The sequence below is a fragment of the Tenacibaculum sp. nBUS_03 genome, assembly GCF_051201695.1.
In the GTDB taxonomy this organism is placed as follows: domain Bacteria; phylum Bacteroidota; class Bacteroidia; order Flavobacteriales; family Flavobacteriaceae; genus Polaribacter.
Map to the genome: position 1 here is coordinate 2022741 of NZ_CP179214.1, position 13500 is coordinate 2036240.

Annotated in this window: 12 protein-coding genes and 2 tRNA genes; 10 read left to right on the forward strand and 4 right to left on the reverse strand. The window is 31.7% G+C overall.

Annotated elements, in window-relative coordinates; genetic code table 11:
- Window positions 1–67 precede the first annotated feature (67 nt).
- From ACMFBB_RS09445 to rodA, 5 genes are read left to right on the forward strand one after another with little or no spacing between them, the layout of a single operon-like run.
- Window positions 68–1096 carry a rod shape-determining protein gene (locus tag ACMFBB_RS09445; protein ID WP_093868675.1) on the forward strand — a complete coding sequence of 343 codons (1029 nt, stop codon included), beginning with the start codon at window positions 68–70 and terminating at the stop codon, window positions 1094–1096.
- A gap of 16 nt (window positions 1097–1112) precedes the next feature.
- Window positions 1113–1931: a rod shape-determining protein MreC gene (gene mreC, locus ACMFBB_RS09450; RefSeq protein ID WP_435264145.1), complete on the forward strand. Its 819-nt coding sequence runs from the start codon at window positions 1113–1115 to the stop codon at window positions 1929–1931.
- 1 nt (window position 1932) lies between these two features.
- Window positions 1933–2439, forward strand: coding sequence for a rod shape-determining protein MreD (mreD, locus tag ACMFBB_RS09455; RefSeq protein WP_435264146.1), 507 nt, complete (start codon window positions 1933–1935; stop codon window positions 2437–2439).
- A complete protein-coding gene (gene mrdA, locus ACMFBB_RS09460) occupies window positions 2436–4316 on the forward strand; it encodes a penicillin-binding protein 2 (RefSeq protein ID WP_435264147.1) in 1881 nt (626 codons plus the stop codon). Before mreD ends, mrdA begins: the two co-directional genes overlap by 4 nt.
- Complete coding sequence (gene rodA / locus ACMFBB_RS09465; RefSeq protein ID WP_435264148.1) at window positions 4297–5574, forward strand: rod shape-determining protein RodA; 1278 nt, start codon at window positions 4297–4299, stop codon at window positions 5572–5574. The genes mrdA and rodA overlap by 20 nt, the downstream gene beginning before the upstream one ends.
- 434 nt (window positions 5575–6008) lie before the next feature.
- Here the strand turns inward: rodA and rpsT are convergent, their stop codons facing one another.
- From rpsT to proS, 4 genes are all read right to left on the reverse strand, one after another.
- Complete coding sequence (gene rpsT, locus ACMFBB_RS09470; protein WP_435264149.1) at window positions 6009–6260, reverse strand: 30S ribosomal protein S20; 252 nt, start codon at window positions 6258–6260, stop codon at window positions 6009–6011.
- Between the two features lie 36 nt (window positions 6261–6296).
- A tRNA-Glu gene (locus ACMFBB_RS09475) sits at window positions 6297–6368 on the reverse strand.
- A 117-nt stretch (window positions 6369–6485) separates the two neighbouring features.
- Window positions 6486–6557, reverse strand: a tRNA-Glu gene (locus ACMFBB_RS09480).
- Window positions 6558–6632: 75 nt separating this feature from the next.
- Window positions 6633–8111 (reverse strand): proline--tRNA ligase, encoded by a 1479-nt coding sequence (gene proS / locus ACMFBB_RS09485; RefSeq protein WP_435264150.1) that lies wholly within the window; start codon window positions 8109–8111, stop codon window positions 6633–6635.
- 148 nt (window positions 8112–8259) lie between these two features.
- Between proS and ACMFBB_RS09490 the strand changes: the two genes are divergently transcribed.
- From ACMFBB_RS09490 to ACMFBB_RS09510, 5 genes are all read left to right on the forward strand, one after another.
- Complete coding sequence (locus ACMFBB_RS09490; RefSeq protein WP_435264151.1) at window positions 8260–9381, forward strand: hypothetical protein; 1122 nt, start codon at window positions 8260–8262, stop codon at window positions 9379–9381.
- Between the two features lie 46 nt (window positions 9382–9427).
- Window positions 9428–10822 carry an OmpP1/FadL family transporter gene (locus ACMFBB_RS09495; protein ID WP_435264152.1) on the forward strand — a complete coding sequence of 465 codons (1395 nt, stop codon included), beginning with the start codon at window positions 9428–9430 and terminating at the stop codon, window positions 10820–10822.
- Window positions 10823–10923: 101 nt separating this feature from the next.
- Complete coding sequence (locus ACMFBB_RS09500; protein ID WP_435264153.1) at window positions 10924–11820, forward strand: NifU family protein; 897 nt, start codon at window positions 10924–10926, stop codon at window positions 11818–11820.
- 27 nt (window positions 11821–11847) lie between these two features.
- Window positions 11848–12576 (forward strand): bifunctional demethylmenaquinone methyltransferase/2-methoxy-6-polyprenyl-1,4-benzoquinol methylase UbiE, encoded by a 729-nt coding sequence (ubiE, locus tag ACMFBB_RS09505; protein WP_435264154.1) that lies wholly within the window; start codon window positions 11848–11850, stop codon window positions 12574–12576.
- Window position 12577: 1 nt separating this feature from the next.
- A complete protein-coding gene (locus ACMFBB_RS09510; protein ID WP_435264155.1) occupies window positions 12578–13288 on the forward strand; it encodes a porin family protein in 711 nt (236 codons plus the stop codon).
- Window positions 13289–13500 lie beyond the last annotated feature (212 nt).

A 13500-nucleotide genomic window follows, 5' to 3' on the forward strand; every position in this document is an offset into this window, starting at 1 on the left:
ATAACGACTCATTTTTTTTATAAATTTGTGAGAATACATCAATTTTTAGATAAAACATCAAAACTTTATGGGGTTTTTCGACTTTATGACTGAAGACATTGCAGTAGACTTAGGTACTGCAAACACACTTATAATACACAATGGCAAAGTAGTTATAGATAGCCCTTCTATTGTTGCTAGAAATAGATTGACTGGTAAAATTATAGCTACTGGTCACGAAGCTAATAGAATGCAGGGAAAAACTCATGAAAACATAAAAACTATCCGCCCTTTAAAAGACGGAGTAATTGCAGATTTTCAAGCTTCTGAAGAAATGATAAAGGAATTCGTAAAAAAAATTCCAGCTATCAAAAAAAAGCTTTTCCCTCCATCTTTAAGGATGGTAATTTGTATTCCTTCTGGTATTACAGAAGTTGAAAAACGTGCGGTAATCGATTCGGCTCGCCATATGAATGCCAAAGAAATTTATTTAATTTACGAACCAATGGCAGCGGCTATTGGTGTTGGTATTGATATTATGGAGCCTAAAGGAAATATGATCATTGATATAGGTGGAGGTACCACTGAAATTGCTGTTATAGCATTAGCAGGTATAGTTTGTGATCAATCAGTGAAAGTTGCAGGTGATTTATTTACTAGTGATATTATGTATTACATGCGTACTCAACACAACTTGTATGTTGGTGAAACTACAGCTGAAAAAATAAAAATTCAAATAGGATCTGCCACTGAAGATTTAGACACACCTCCTGAAGATATTATGGTGCAAGGACGTGATTTATTAAGTGGAAAACCAAAACAAGTACAAGTTTCTTATCGTGAGATAGCGAAAGCGCTAGATAAATCTATACTTCGTATAGAAGATGCTGTCATGGAAACCTTATCAAAAACTCCTCCTGAGCTAGCTGCTGATATTTATAATACAGGTATCTATTTAGCTGGAGGGGGCTCAATGCTAAGAGGTCTAGACAAACGTTTATCTAGAAAAACAGACCTCCCTGTTTATGTTGCTGAAGACCCTTTAAGAGCTGTTGTTCGTGGTACTGGAATTGCTTTAAAAAATCTTGAAAAATACAAATCTGTATTAATCAAATAAAATCAGTTGATTATTTATGCAACAGCTTATTTATTTTTTTAGAAAGTATAAAAACTTTTTGTATTTTTTGTTTCTAGAAATTATAGCTGTTGCATTAATAATAAACAATCACTCTTTTCATAAGAGTAAATTTATTAGTTCTGCTAATTTTATATCTGGCGGTTTGTTACATAAAGTAAGTAACATCAATGAGTATCTTAACTTAAAGCATGAAAACACTTTACTTTTAGAGGAAAATACTTTACTACAAAACAAACTTGAAAAGCTTTATTCTTTAATTGATACTGTAAAAACAAATAGCATAGTAGACACTTTAGAATTCAACCAAAAATACTACTACATCAATGGTAAGATTACTAGTAATGATTATCATACACCCTATAATTTCATAACAATAAACAGAGGTAAAAACAATGATGTTACCCCTGAAATGGCTGTAATGAATAGCAAAGGAATAATTGGTATAACTGAAAATGTTAATAATAAATACGCTAGAGTACAGTCAATTTTAAATAAAAACAGCAAAATAAATGTTCGTTTTAAAAACAGTCATCACTTTGGGACGCTTATTTGGGATGCTAAAGATTATAATACTGTTCAATTAATAGACATTCCTCGTCAAGCTGTTTATAAAATTGGAGACACAATTATCACTGGTGGTAAATCGACCATATTTCCTGAAGGAATTCCTGTTGGCACTGTAAATAGTCTCCCTGAAAAAATAACGGCCTTAAACACTATTAACATTAAATTATTCAATGACATGAGTAATTTAGGAAGCATATATATAGTTACAAATTTTCATAAGAACGAAATAAAAAAAGTGGAGAACTAAAATGAACAAAACACTTTATCTTATATTTTTATTCATATTTTTTGTATTACTACAAACATTAATATTAAACAACATTCATTTATTTGGCCACATAAACCCCTACATATACATTGCTTACATCTTTATATTCCCATTAAATCAAAAGCGCATAGCATTTTTAACAATTAGCTTTTTCCTTGGGCTTTGCATAGATTTATTTTCTAACTCTGGAGGAATTCATGCATTTGCTACACTTTTCATTGCTTATATACGCTTATTTTTAGTTAGAGCAATTTTCAAAAAAACAGAATCCGATTACCTCTTATTCGATTTAAAACTAGAAACATTTGATAAAACTTTTAATTACATTGCTATTTTAACTATTATTCATCAATTTATATTATACAGTTTTATTAATTTTAGCTTTTATAATTTTTCAAATATTATTATCAACACATTATTATCAACAACATTTACGTTGGTACTATATTTTTTAGGAAGTTTTATCTTTAGAAAAAAGCTATCATGAAACGAAGTTTTTTATTACTCTTTTTAATAACAATAGTTGGCGTAGTTTATATTGTTAGGCTTTTTCAGTTGCAAGTTATTCATGGGAAGAAATCTAACCCCACCTTAAGCTCTACCGTTAAGGTTGAGTATGACTATCCTGAAAGAGGCTATGTTTATGACAGAAACGACAAACTTTTAGTAGCAAATCAGCTTTCTTATGATGTGATGATAGTGCCTAAAGATGTAAAACCTTTAGATACGCTTCAGTTTTGCTCTCTTCTAAAAATATCAAAAGAAAATTTTAATTATAGGTTTAAAAAAGCTGAAAAATATGCTAGGTGGCTACCTTCGGTATTCCTTAAACAACTTGCAAAAGAAGATTTTGCTTATCTACAAGAAAAACTTCAAAAATTCAAAGGTTTTTACATTCAGAAACGTATTATTCGTAATTATCCTTTAAAATCTGCAGCAAATGTTTTGGGCTTTATCAGTGAAGTAAATGAATACATAGCAAAAACAAGTGATTATTACGAGCAAGGTGAATTAATTGGTAAACTAGGAGTTGAAAAACAGTATGAAAAAACTCTTAGAGGAATAAAAGGGAAAAAATATTTTAAAAGAAACAATCTTAATAAAATTACTGGACCTTATAAAAACGGCCAATACGACACCTTAGCAGTTACTGGTAAAGATTTAACTTTAACCATTGACAGTGACCTTCAACAGTATGGCGAATTATTAATGCAAGGTAAAAGGGGGGGAATTGTTGCTTTAGAACCTAAAACCGGAGAAATTTTAGCACTTATTACCGCGCCCTCTTATGACCCTAATTTACTAGTAGGAAGAAAACGCTCACCTAATTCAGTTAAATTATTTAACGACAAAATTAACATGCCAACATTTGATAGAGGTCTTCAAGCCATGTATGCTCCAGGATCACCTTTTAAAATTATTAATGGTCTTATAGGATTGGAAGAAGGTGTTATTGACGAAAACTTCTCCGTACGTTGTTACCATGGTTACAGGTACGGAAAACGGAAAAATGAATTTATGGGTTGCCATTGTCGTATTGTAGGCCGCCCTATTAGATTAAAAACTGCCATCTCTAAATCGTGTAATAGCTATTTTGCTACTGCATATAGGAGAATTATTGACAAAGCAGAAAATCCTAAAATTGGTTTAGACAACTGGAATAAACACGTCAAAAGTTTTGGTCTAGGTAATTATTTAGGATATGATTTACCCACAGGACAAAAAGGCAGAGTACCTAATTCAAAATTTTATGATGCTCGTAATAAATTTAGATGGGGAGCTACAACAACTATTTCAAATGCAATTGGACAAGGAGAGGTAGAAACAACTCCTATGCAATTAGCTAACATGACTGCTGCAATAGCTAACAAAGGCTACTTCTACACGCCTCATATTGTAAAAAAAGTAAACTCTATACCGATTAAAGATTCTATATATACCGTTAAAAAACACACCACCATTTCCTCTGAACATTTCCCTATTGCTATTGAAGCGATGTACGAGGTCTTTACTAAAGGAACAGCTAAATCAAGCCAAGTAAAAGGGCTTGATATTTGTGGAAAAACGGGTACTGCAGAAAACTTCATTCGAATTGATGGCAAAAGAGAACAATTAGACGATCATTCGATTTTAATTGCTTTTGCTCCTAAAAATAATCCACAAATTGCTTTAGCAGTATATATTGAGAATGGAGGATATGGTTCTACTATTGCTGCGCCCATTACAAGTTTATTAATAGAAAAATATTTGACAGGTGAAATTAAGCGAAAACATATAGAAAAAAGAATGCTTAACTTGAGTCTTAAAAATGTATACGACAAACTAATCCCCAAAAAAGATACTATTGAGACAGGAACGAAATAATATATTTGCCGAAATTGATTGGGTTTTAATCCTGCTATACATCTTATTAGTAAGTTTTGGCTGGATAAATATTTATGCTGCCTCCTCTAATGAAGAAACTCGTGAAGTTTTTAATCTTTCAACAAGATATGGAAAACAACTCATATGGATAGCTTTAAGCTTACCTATCATAATTTTTGTTTTATTTTTTAACGCAAAGTTTTACGAAAAGTTCTCTAGCTTACTATATTTAATTTCAATTATCATACTAGCTGGTGTGCTTGTATTTGGTAAAAAAATAAACGGAGCTACATCGTGGTATAATTTTGGTGGTATAGGACTTCAACCTTCAGAATTTGCAAAAGCCTTTACAGCATTGGCTCTTGCTAAATTAATGAGTGATAGGCAGTATAATCTGGACCTTATAAAGAATCAATTAAAAGCTTTTGTAATTATTTTTACCCCTGCTTTTTTTATTGCGTTACAGCCAGACATGGGGTCGGTTTTAATTTATTTTTCTTTTTTATTTGTTCTTAACAGAGAAGGACTCACCTTAGCTTATTTTATTATTGGGGCGTTATCAATAATACTTTTCTTGCTAACAATATATTTTGGCGTTAAATGGGTATTAACAACCTGCCTTCTTATAATTACTCTTTATACTTTATACGCAGTTTATAAAAACAAACGCTTTCTTAGGTTTAACATACTTAAAGTTCTTCTTTTATACGTGTTTACTAGTATATTTATTGTTATCATAGGCTACACCTATAATAATGTCCTAGAACAGCATCAAAAGGACAGGTTTGACATTCTATTAGGAAAAATAAAGGATAATAGAGGCGTTGGATACAACACCTATCAATCAGAACTAACAATTAGCTCTGGAGGTTTAACTGGAAAAGGATTTTTACAAGGAGATAGAACACAAGGTAATTTCGTTCCTGAACAAGATACTGATTACATTTTTAGTACCGTTAGCGAAGAATGGGGCTTTTTGGGTGGCTCACTTGTTATCATTCTTTTTACCTTGCTCTTATACCGAATTATCTTTTTGGCAGAAACTCACACCAATAAATTTGGAAGAATTTACGGCTACGGCATTGCGTCTATTCTTTTTTTTCATGTTTTAGTTAACATAGGAATGGTTATAGGAATTTTACCTACAATAGGTATACCTCTACCATTTTTTAGTTATGGAGGTTCCTCATTATGGGGATTCACTTTGCTTCTATTCATTTTTATTAGACTAGATGCCCATAAGAAATATGACTGGTAAGAACTATATTTAGTACTAGAAATAGACTATTTATTAAAATACCTAACTCAAAAACTGAAATATAGTCAAAGAAATTAACTGGTAATTTAATCAAAAAGATTATTAAAATTTTCTTTCGCAAAACTTCACAAATAACAAAAAGAGTTTTCATAAAAATTAACAACAGATACATTAAAAGATAATCTAAGTTTTATTTGTTGTAAAGAAAGAGAGAAGGTTAAAATAACATTTAAAAACTGTCCTAGCATCAAAAAAGGCAGTTAGAGGTGATTCTAAATAGTTAATAAATATAAGGCCCTTTATTTCATCTTAATTTAACTTTAAAAGACACAACTTTTAATCACAATCTCATACCCAATTAATCATAAAGCATTATCTAACAAGAAAAGCGCTTTCAAAAAATGAAAGCGCTTTAACTAAAAGTTATTTTTTTCTTATAAAGTAGCTACGTGCTTAGCAAGCTTAGACTTTAAATTAGCAGCCTTATTCTTATGAATAATACTATTCTTTGCTAATTTATCTAACATTGAAACCACAGATGAAAACATCCCTTCAGCTTCTTTCTTATCAGTACTTGCTCTTAATTTTCTAACAGCATTACGTGTAGTTTTATGCTGATATTTATTCCTTAAGCGCTTAGCTTCGTTACTTCTTATTCTCTTTAATGCTGACTTATGATTTGCCATTATACTAAAATCGTTAATTGTTTATAAAAAACTTTGTAGTCCGTACGGGAATCGAACCCGTGTTACCAGGATGAAAACCTGGCGTCCTAACCCCTAGACGAACGGACCAAATACAATCTTTGTGATTGCGGGTGCAAATATAAGATATTTTATTATACCTACACAATTATTTTTTTTATTTTTTATAATTTTTGATTTTCTACTCAAACATTACAAAAAACTTTGTAGTCCGTACGGGAATCGAACCCGTGTTACCAGGATGAAAACCTGGCGTCCTAACCCCTAGACGAACGGACCAAAACAATCTATTTTGCGATTGCGGGTGCAAATATATAAACTCTTTTTATATACACCAAAACTTTTTTATTTTTTTTAATACGCCTTGGCAAATAAAACTCTTTCCGTAGATGGTTTACCAGAAAAAACACATATCCCTGACTCTTTCTTTGCGTCATTTGCTATACAACGAATTGTAGCTTTCGTTAATTCTTTAATCTTATCTTCAGTTTCAATTGTACCGTCCCAGTGCGCAGAAACAAAACCTCCTTTATTCTCAATAACTTCTTTAAACTCTTCAAAAGAGTTTACTTCTGTAATGTGCGCATCTCTATAATTTAATGCCTTGGTAAATAAATTATCTTGTATTTCATCTAATAATTTAGCTATATGTTCAACTAAATCTACTTGATTAATTGTTTGCTTTTCAAAAGTATCCCTTCGAGCAACCTCAACAGTTCCATTTTCTAGATCTCTATTCCCAATAGCAACTCTTACTGGAACACCTTTAAGTTCATACTCCGCAAATTTAGCACCAGGTCTCATTGTATCTCTAGTATCAAATTTTACAGAAACACCTTTTTCCCTAAGTTTTTTAACAAACTCATTAACTTTTTCAGAAATAGCATTTAATTGTTCTTCCCCTTTATATATAGGTACAATAACTACCTGAATTGGCGCTAATTTTGGAGGCAGAACTAAACCTGCATCATCAGAATGTGTCATTATTAAACCACCTATTAAACGTGTAGAAACGCCCCATGAAGTAGCCCAAACATATTCTTGCTTCCCCTCTTTAGAAGTATACTTAACATCAAATGCTTTTGCAAAATTTTGCCCTAAAAAATGTGACGTACCTGCCTGTAGAGCTTTACCATCTTGCATTAATGCCTCAATAGTATAGGTTGCCTCTGCTCCAGCAAATCGCTCACTTTCTGATTTTGCCCCTTTAACAACCGGCATTGCCATAAAGTTCTCAGCAAAATTAGCATACACTTCTTGCATTTGTTTGGATTCAAAAACAGCTTCATCCTTTGTAGCATGAGCGGTATGACCTTCTTGCCATAAAAATTCAGCAGTACGTAAAAATAATCGTGTTCTCATTTCCCAACGAACAACATTTGCCCATTGATTAATTAATAAAGGTAAATCTCTATGTGATTGAATCCATTTTTTATAAGTACTCCATATAATTGCTTCAGAAGTAGGACGAACAATTAGCTCTTCTTCTAATTTAGCCTCAGGATCAACCCGTAACTTACCTTCATTATCAGGATCATTTTGCAAACGATAATGAGTAACAACAGCACATTCTTTAGCGAATCCTTCAGCATTTTTTTCTTCTGCTTCAAATAAACTTTTGGGAACAAAAAGAGGAAAATAAGCATTTTCATGTCCTGTTTCCTTAAACATTCTATCTAATTCTGCTTGCATATTTTCCCAAATTGCATATCCATAAGGTTTAATAACCATACAACCTCTTACGGCTGAATTCTCAGCCAAATCAGCTTTTACAATAAGTTCGTTATACCATTTAGAGTAGTCTTCAGCTCTTTTTGTTAAATGTTTGCTCATAATCAAAAGTTTGGCATAAATATTGTTATCTTTTATGCGTAAAATTGTACATGCAAAACTACATTAAAAAGCCTACAAGCCCAACAAAAAATAGTTTTTTGCTAAATCATTTACATAATTTTATTGTTCTAACTTAAAAATAATAGACATGAAACCACAATACTTTAAAACAAAACCTTACATATTCATCTTATCATTATTTTTGATAACCTCTCTTATTTCTTGTGGTACAATGCAAACTGTAAGTAGTAGTGATGGTATTTATGATGATGAAGTTGAAAGTGTTCAAACTCAAAAACCTCAACCTAGAGTTGTTGTTGCAGATAACACAGATAATAGAGAAAACTACTTTAGAAAAGAAGTTGAACGTTTAGAAAATTTTAATAACTCAGATGTTTTTACCGACATTGATAACTATAAATCTGACACTAGTGATTATAATTATGAAGAAGATGTTATTGATGAGGAAGCACCTGAAACTCGCATCACTTATAATTCAAACGATCCTTGGGGGTATAATAGTAATAGCAGTGATGTAGTTATAAATGTAAACACATATCCAAACTGGGGGTTTTATAATGACTGGGGTTGGGATACGTATTATGGGTATAATTATAGACCTTGGTGGCGTCCTCGTTACTACAATAATTGGGGATACAATTCATTTTGGTCTCCATATGATTATGGTTTTTACAATTCAGGCTTTTATATAGGATGGAATAACAACAATTTTTATTGTCCTCCTTATTACAGAAACAACTTTTACGGTTCATACAACTATTACACACGTAGAGGTGCAAATCCTTACAGAGGGTATACCACTAGACGAAGAGGAGCTTTAGTTACTTCTAGAAGAGCATCTAACTCTTATATAAGAAACAATAGAAGTTCTTATAGCCGCCGAAATACCAGAAGCACTAGAGGTAGTAGTCGCACATACAATTCAACGAACAGAAGATCTACTAGAAACACCAGAGGATACAACACACGAAGAACCTCAAGAAGAACGGATGGTTACACTAGAGGAAATAGAACCTACAGAAGCTCAAGAAGTACTCGTAGCAGTAATTACAATACCAGAAGTAATAACAAAAGCTACAAAACTGGTGGGCATAAACCTACAAGATCATCATCTGTTAAAAGATCTACTAGAAGTTCAAGAAGTTATTCAACTCCTTCTAGAAGCACTCGTAGTTATTCAGCTCCTTCTAGAAGCAGCTCTAATAGAAGCTCTTCAAGTAGCAGGAGTTCAAGAAGTAGACGTAGATAAATTTAACCAACTTTATTAAATGAGTTTTTAAACTAATTACAAAGACATGAAAAAACTTTTAACTTATGCGATACTTATCGCAAGTGCTTATAATGCCTTTTCACAATCTTTAGGATATAATGATTTAGGTATTCTTTTTGCAAAAGATGATAATTTTGGGACGGCTCGTTTTGAAGCAATGAGTGGAGCTTTTGGAGCTCTTGGAGCAGATGTATCTGCTATAGGAATAAACCCAGCTGGTGGTGCCGTTGCAAAAAACAGTATTTTCTCTGCAACATTAAACAATCGAAATTCTGAAAATTTAGCATCTTATTATGGCAATACAGTTGGTACTCAAGATGATTTTTTAAATATTTCTCAAGCTGGAGCTATTTTATCTTTCGATACTGCACATAGTTCAGATTGGAATCGCTTTTCTTTAAACATTAACTACAGATTAAAGAGTGACTTTGAAGATTCATTTTCTTCAAGAGGTAATAGTGGGCAAGCTTTATTTAATGAACATCCTGATGACACAAGTAATCAATTTGATAAAGGTCAAGAACAACGATTTACGAATACTACTAGGGGAGAAAGTTCAATTTTAGAAATGGGATTCTCTGCTGTGCATCAAGATAAATTATTTGCGGGAGCCAGTATAAAATTCCACAGTTTTAAATTTGGTCAGATAACTAGGTTACGAGAAACCAATCAAGACACCAATGGAAACACTTTAAATGCTTTAAATGTTCAAGACAGTTATTTTGAGGGGAATGGTTTTTCTTTAAGTGCTGGTTTTATCTATAAGGTGAATCAAGCTTTTCGCTTTGGTTTAGCCTACGAAACTCCGACATGGTATCCTGAAATTTTTGAAGAAAGTAATTTAAATGTCTTTGATCCTAATAACTCTAGATACGATGATTGGTTGGGCTATACTGATATTTCTGCATCAAATCAGGCTACCGATGTTAATAGCGGAGAACAATTTGACACCAATATTTTTAGATTAAGAACCCCGAGCAGATTAACTGCCAGTGCTGCCTTAGTTTTTGGTAAGCAAGGTTTAATTAGTGCTGACTATACCTATAAAGACTACAGCGGAACCAAATATCAAGAAGATGATATGGCTTTTATCAATGTTAATCAAAATTTTAAAAATGATTTCAAAAACGTTCATGCAATAAACATTGGTACAGAGTGGCGTTTTGATCAAATGAGTATTAGAGGGGGGTATCATTTTGAACAAAACCCATTTAAAAACTCACAAAACAAAGACAATACCACAGGATACTCTTTAGGTATAGGATATAACTTTGGAGCTATGAAATTTGATTTAGCTTATCGCAAATCAGAAAACAACAGCCCATACAATATATATAATTCCCCTAATGTAAACGTTAATCCTATCGAATTAAACAACAATACAACTAGAATTTCTGGAACTATTACTTTTAGTTTATAGTTCAAAAAAATAAAAGAACAGAAAAGTCCTGCTTAGGCAGGACTTTTTATATATACATATATCAGTTTTTTACCGTAATTTTGCACTTCATTTTACAACCTATGAGTTCGATTAAAATAAACATACAAGAAACTAACAACGAAACAATACTTAAATTCATAAGTAACAAGATATTAGTAAATGGAGGCAGCTATGAATTTAACAACATAGATGAAGCTAAAAACTCACCATTAGTTCAACAACTATTTTACCTTCCTTTTGTAAAAAAAGTATTAGTTACGGCAAATTTTATCGCTATTCAACGATACGACATTGTTCAATGGGAAGATGTTGAGGAAGAAGTTAAAGAACAAATCCAAAACTACATTCAACAGGGAAATCCAATAGTTAAAGAGGAAGAGACGACTAAAAAAGACGCTATCGAGGTTTATGCTGAAGTCACACCAAATCCAGCTGTAATGAAATTTGGAACAAACAAAGCGCTAACCCAAACTGATGTTGAATTTAAAAACATTGATGAAGCAAGTAAATCTTCACCTTTAGCTCAAGCATTATTCAATTTTCCTTTTGTAAACGAAATCTTTATTTCTGAAAATTATATTTCGATTACCAAATATGATATGGTAGAATGGAATGAAGTATACCAAGAAGTACGAACTTTTATTCGTGGATATCTTCAAGAAGGTAAAAAAATAATATCAGAACTTCCTCAAAAACAAACTAAACAAAATGTTGAAATCCCTAAGGAAAACTTATCTGATACTGAAGCAAAAATTGTTGATATATTAGATGAATATATAAAACCAGCCGTAGCTTCTGATGGAGGAAACATTGCCTTTCAGTCTTATGATGAAAACTCCAAACGAGTGAGCGTTATTTTACAAGGAGCATGTAGTGGTTGTCCATCTTCTACTGTGACATTAAAAAATGGTATTGAAACTATGCTAAAAGAAATGTTGCCAAATCAAATTAATGAAGTAATTGCTATTAACGGATAATTTTACACTTAAAACAATCAGTTTTTTATGTCTGAACAAGTAAAGCCTTATAAAAATTCCGAATTAGGAAAAAAAGAGCAAGTAGCTCAAATGTTTGATAATATATCTAAAGATTATGACGGCTTAAATCGTGTAATTTCTTTGGGTATTGATGTTAGCTGGAGAAAAAAAGTAGTAAAGTTAGTCGGAGAAAATAATCCAAAACAAATATTAGATATTGCTACAGGAACAGGTGACCTTGCAATAATGATGGCAGAATTAAATTCTGAAAGAATTGTTGGGTTAGATATTTCTGAAGGAATGCTGAATGTAGGTAAACAAAAAATCAAGAAAGTTAACTTATCTAAAAAGATAAAAATGGTAGTAGGTGATAGTGAAAACATTCCATTTGACGACAATACTTTCGATGCTATAACAGTTTCTTTTGGGGTCCGTAACTTTGAAAACTTAGACAAGGGTTTAAAAGAAATACTACGTGTTTTGAAACCAGGCGGTAAATTTGTTGTTCTAGAAACTTCAAATCCCACGAAGTTTCCATTTAAACAAGGGTACAAATTTTATACAAACTTTATATTACCTATAATTGGTAAACTTTTCTCCAAAGACAAAGTTGCATACTCTTATTTATCAAAAAGTGCAAATTCTTTTCCTTTTGGAGAAGCTTTCAACAATATTTTACGAAAAAATGGGTTTAAGAATGCAAAGAATTTACCTGTAACTTTTGGAGTTGCATCAATTTATACAGCTTTAAAATAATATGTTTAAAAATATCTTATTATTCGTTTTAGTAGTCTTAGTATTAACACCTATAACTGCTTTTAGTCAATCAGAGAAAGTGCTAAACCTTCCTAGTTTTGATAAACCTTTATTTCATTATGGTTTTTATTTAGGACTAAATAACAACAGTTATAAAGTTTCATATAAACCTAGTACTATAAACTCACCTGACATAACAGTAAACTCATCTGTTGGTTTTAACGTTGGTTTAATAGCAGACTTAAAAGTACACAATAACATCAACTTGCGTTTTGAACCAGGACTTATGTCTAACACGAAAACTTTAGTTTTTAATCACATTGGTGGCACTAACGAAAATACAAAAACAAGAGAAGTTGGAGCTACATTCCTTCACTTACCAGTGATTTTAAAACTAAGTGCTAATAGACTTAATAATATAAGACCTTATGTACTTGGTGGCCTTTCTTTTGATTATAACTTTTCAAGCAACGAAACTAGTGATGATGATAATTTTGCTGGAAAATTTAGAACTACAACTGGAAATTTCATGTATGAAATAGGGATAGGAGTAGATTTGTATTTAAATTATTTTAAATTCTCACCTTCTATTCGTGGTGTATTCGCCATAAATAATGAAATTAAATATGATAAAACCTCTCCTAGTCAGTGGACTGACCCTATTGACTTTCTTGGAACCAGAGGTATATTTTTACATTTATCATTCGAATAGTTTACTTTACTATAAAAAATAAATGGCTTCCAATGGAAGCCATTTTTTTAAAAGAAAATTCTTTCTTTTAACCTTATTAGATAGAAGTCCCCCGAAATCTATCAATTATATGACACAGTCACACTATATAAAGTCACATATTTTTTTAAAAAAAATAAAGACTACCAAATTTGATAGTCTTTATAGTGTAAAGATTTACTTTACTATTTAGA

Coding starts and splice junctions, on each gene's coding strand:
- ACMFBB_RS09490 (WP_435264151.1), top strand. CDS start 8,260: ATGAAACCACAATACTTTAAAACAAAACCTTACATATTCATCTTATCA.
- proS (WP_435264150.1), bottom strand. CDS start 8,111: ATGAGCAAACATTTAACAAAAAGAGCTGAAGACTACTCTAAATGGTAT.
- ACMFBB_RS09510 (WP_435264155.1), top strand. CDS start 12,578: ATGTTTAAAAATATCTTATTATTCGTTTTAGTAGTCTTAGTATTAACA.
- ACMFBB_RS09500 (WP_435264153.1), top strand. CDS start 10,924: ATGAGTTCGATTAAAATAAACATACAAGAAACTAACAACGAAACAATA.
- mreC (WP_435264145.1), top strand. CDS start 1,113: ATGCAACAGCTTATTTATTTTTTTAGAAAGTATAAAAACTTTTTGTAT.
- ACMFBB_RS09445 (WP_093868675.1), top strand. CDS start 68: ATGGGGTTTTTCGACTTTATGACTGAAGACATTGCAGTAGACTTAGGT.
- mrdA (WP_435264147.1), top strand. CDS start 2,436: ATGAAACGAAGTTTTTTATTACTCTTTTTAATAACAATAGTTGGCGTA.
- mreD (WP_435264146.1), top strand. CDS start 1,933: ATGAACAAAACACTTTATCTTATATTTTTATTCATATTTTTTGTATTA.
- ACMFBB_RS09495 (WP_435264152.1), top strand. CDS start 9,428: ATGAAAAAACTTTTAACTTATGCGATACTTATCGCAAGTGCTTATAAT.
- rpsT (WP_435264149.1), bottom strand. CDS start 6,260: ATGGCAAATCATAAGTCAGCATTAAAGAGAATAAGAAGTAACGAAGCT.
- ubiE (WP_435264154.1), top strand. CDS start 11,848: ATGTCTGAACAAGTAAAGCCTTATAAAAATTCCGAATTAGGAAAAAAA.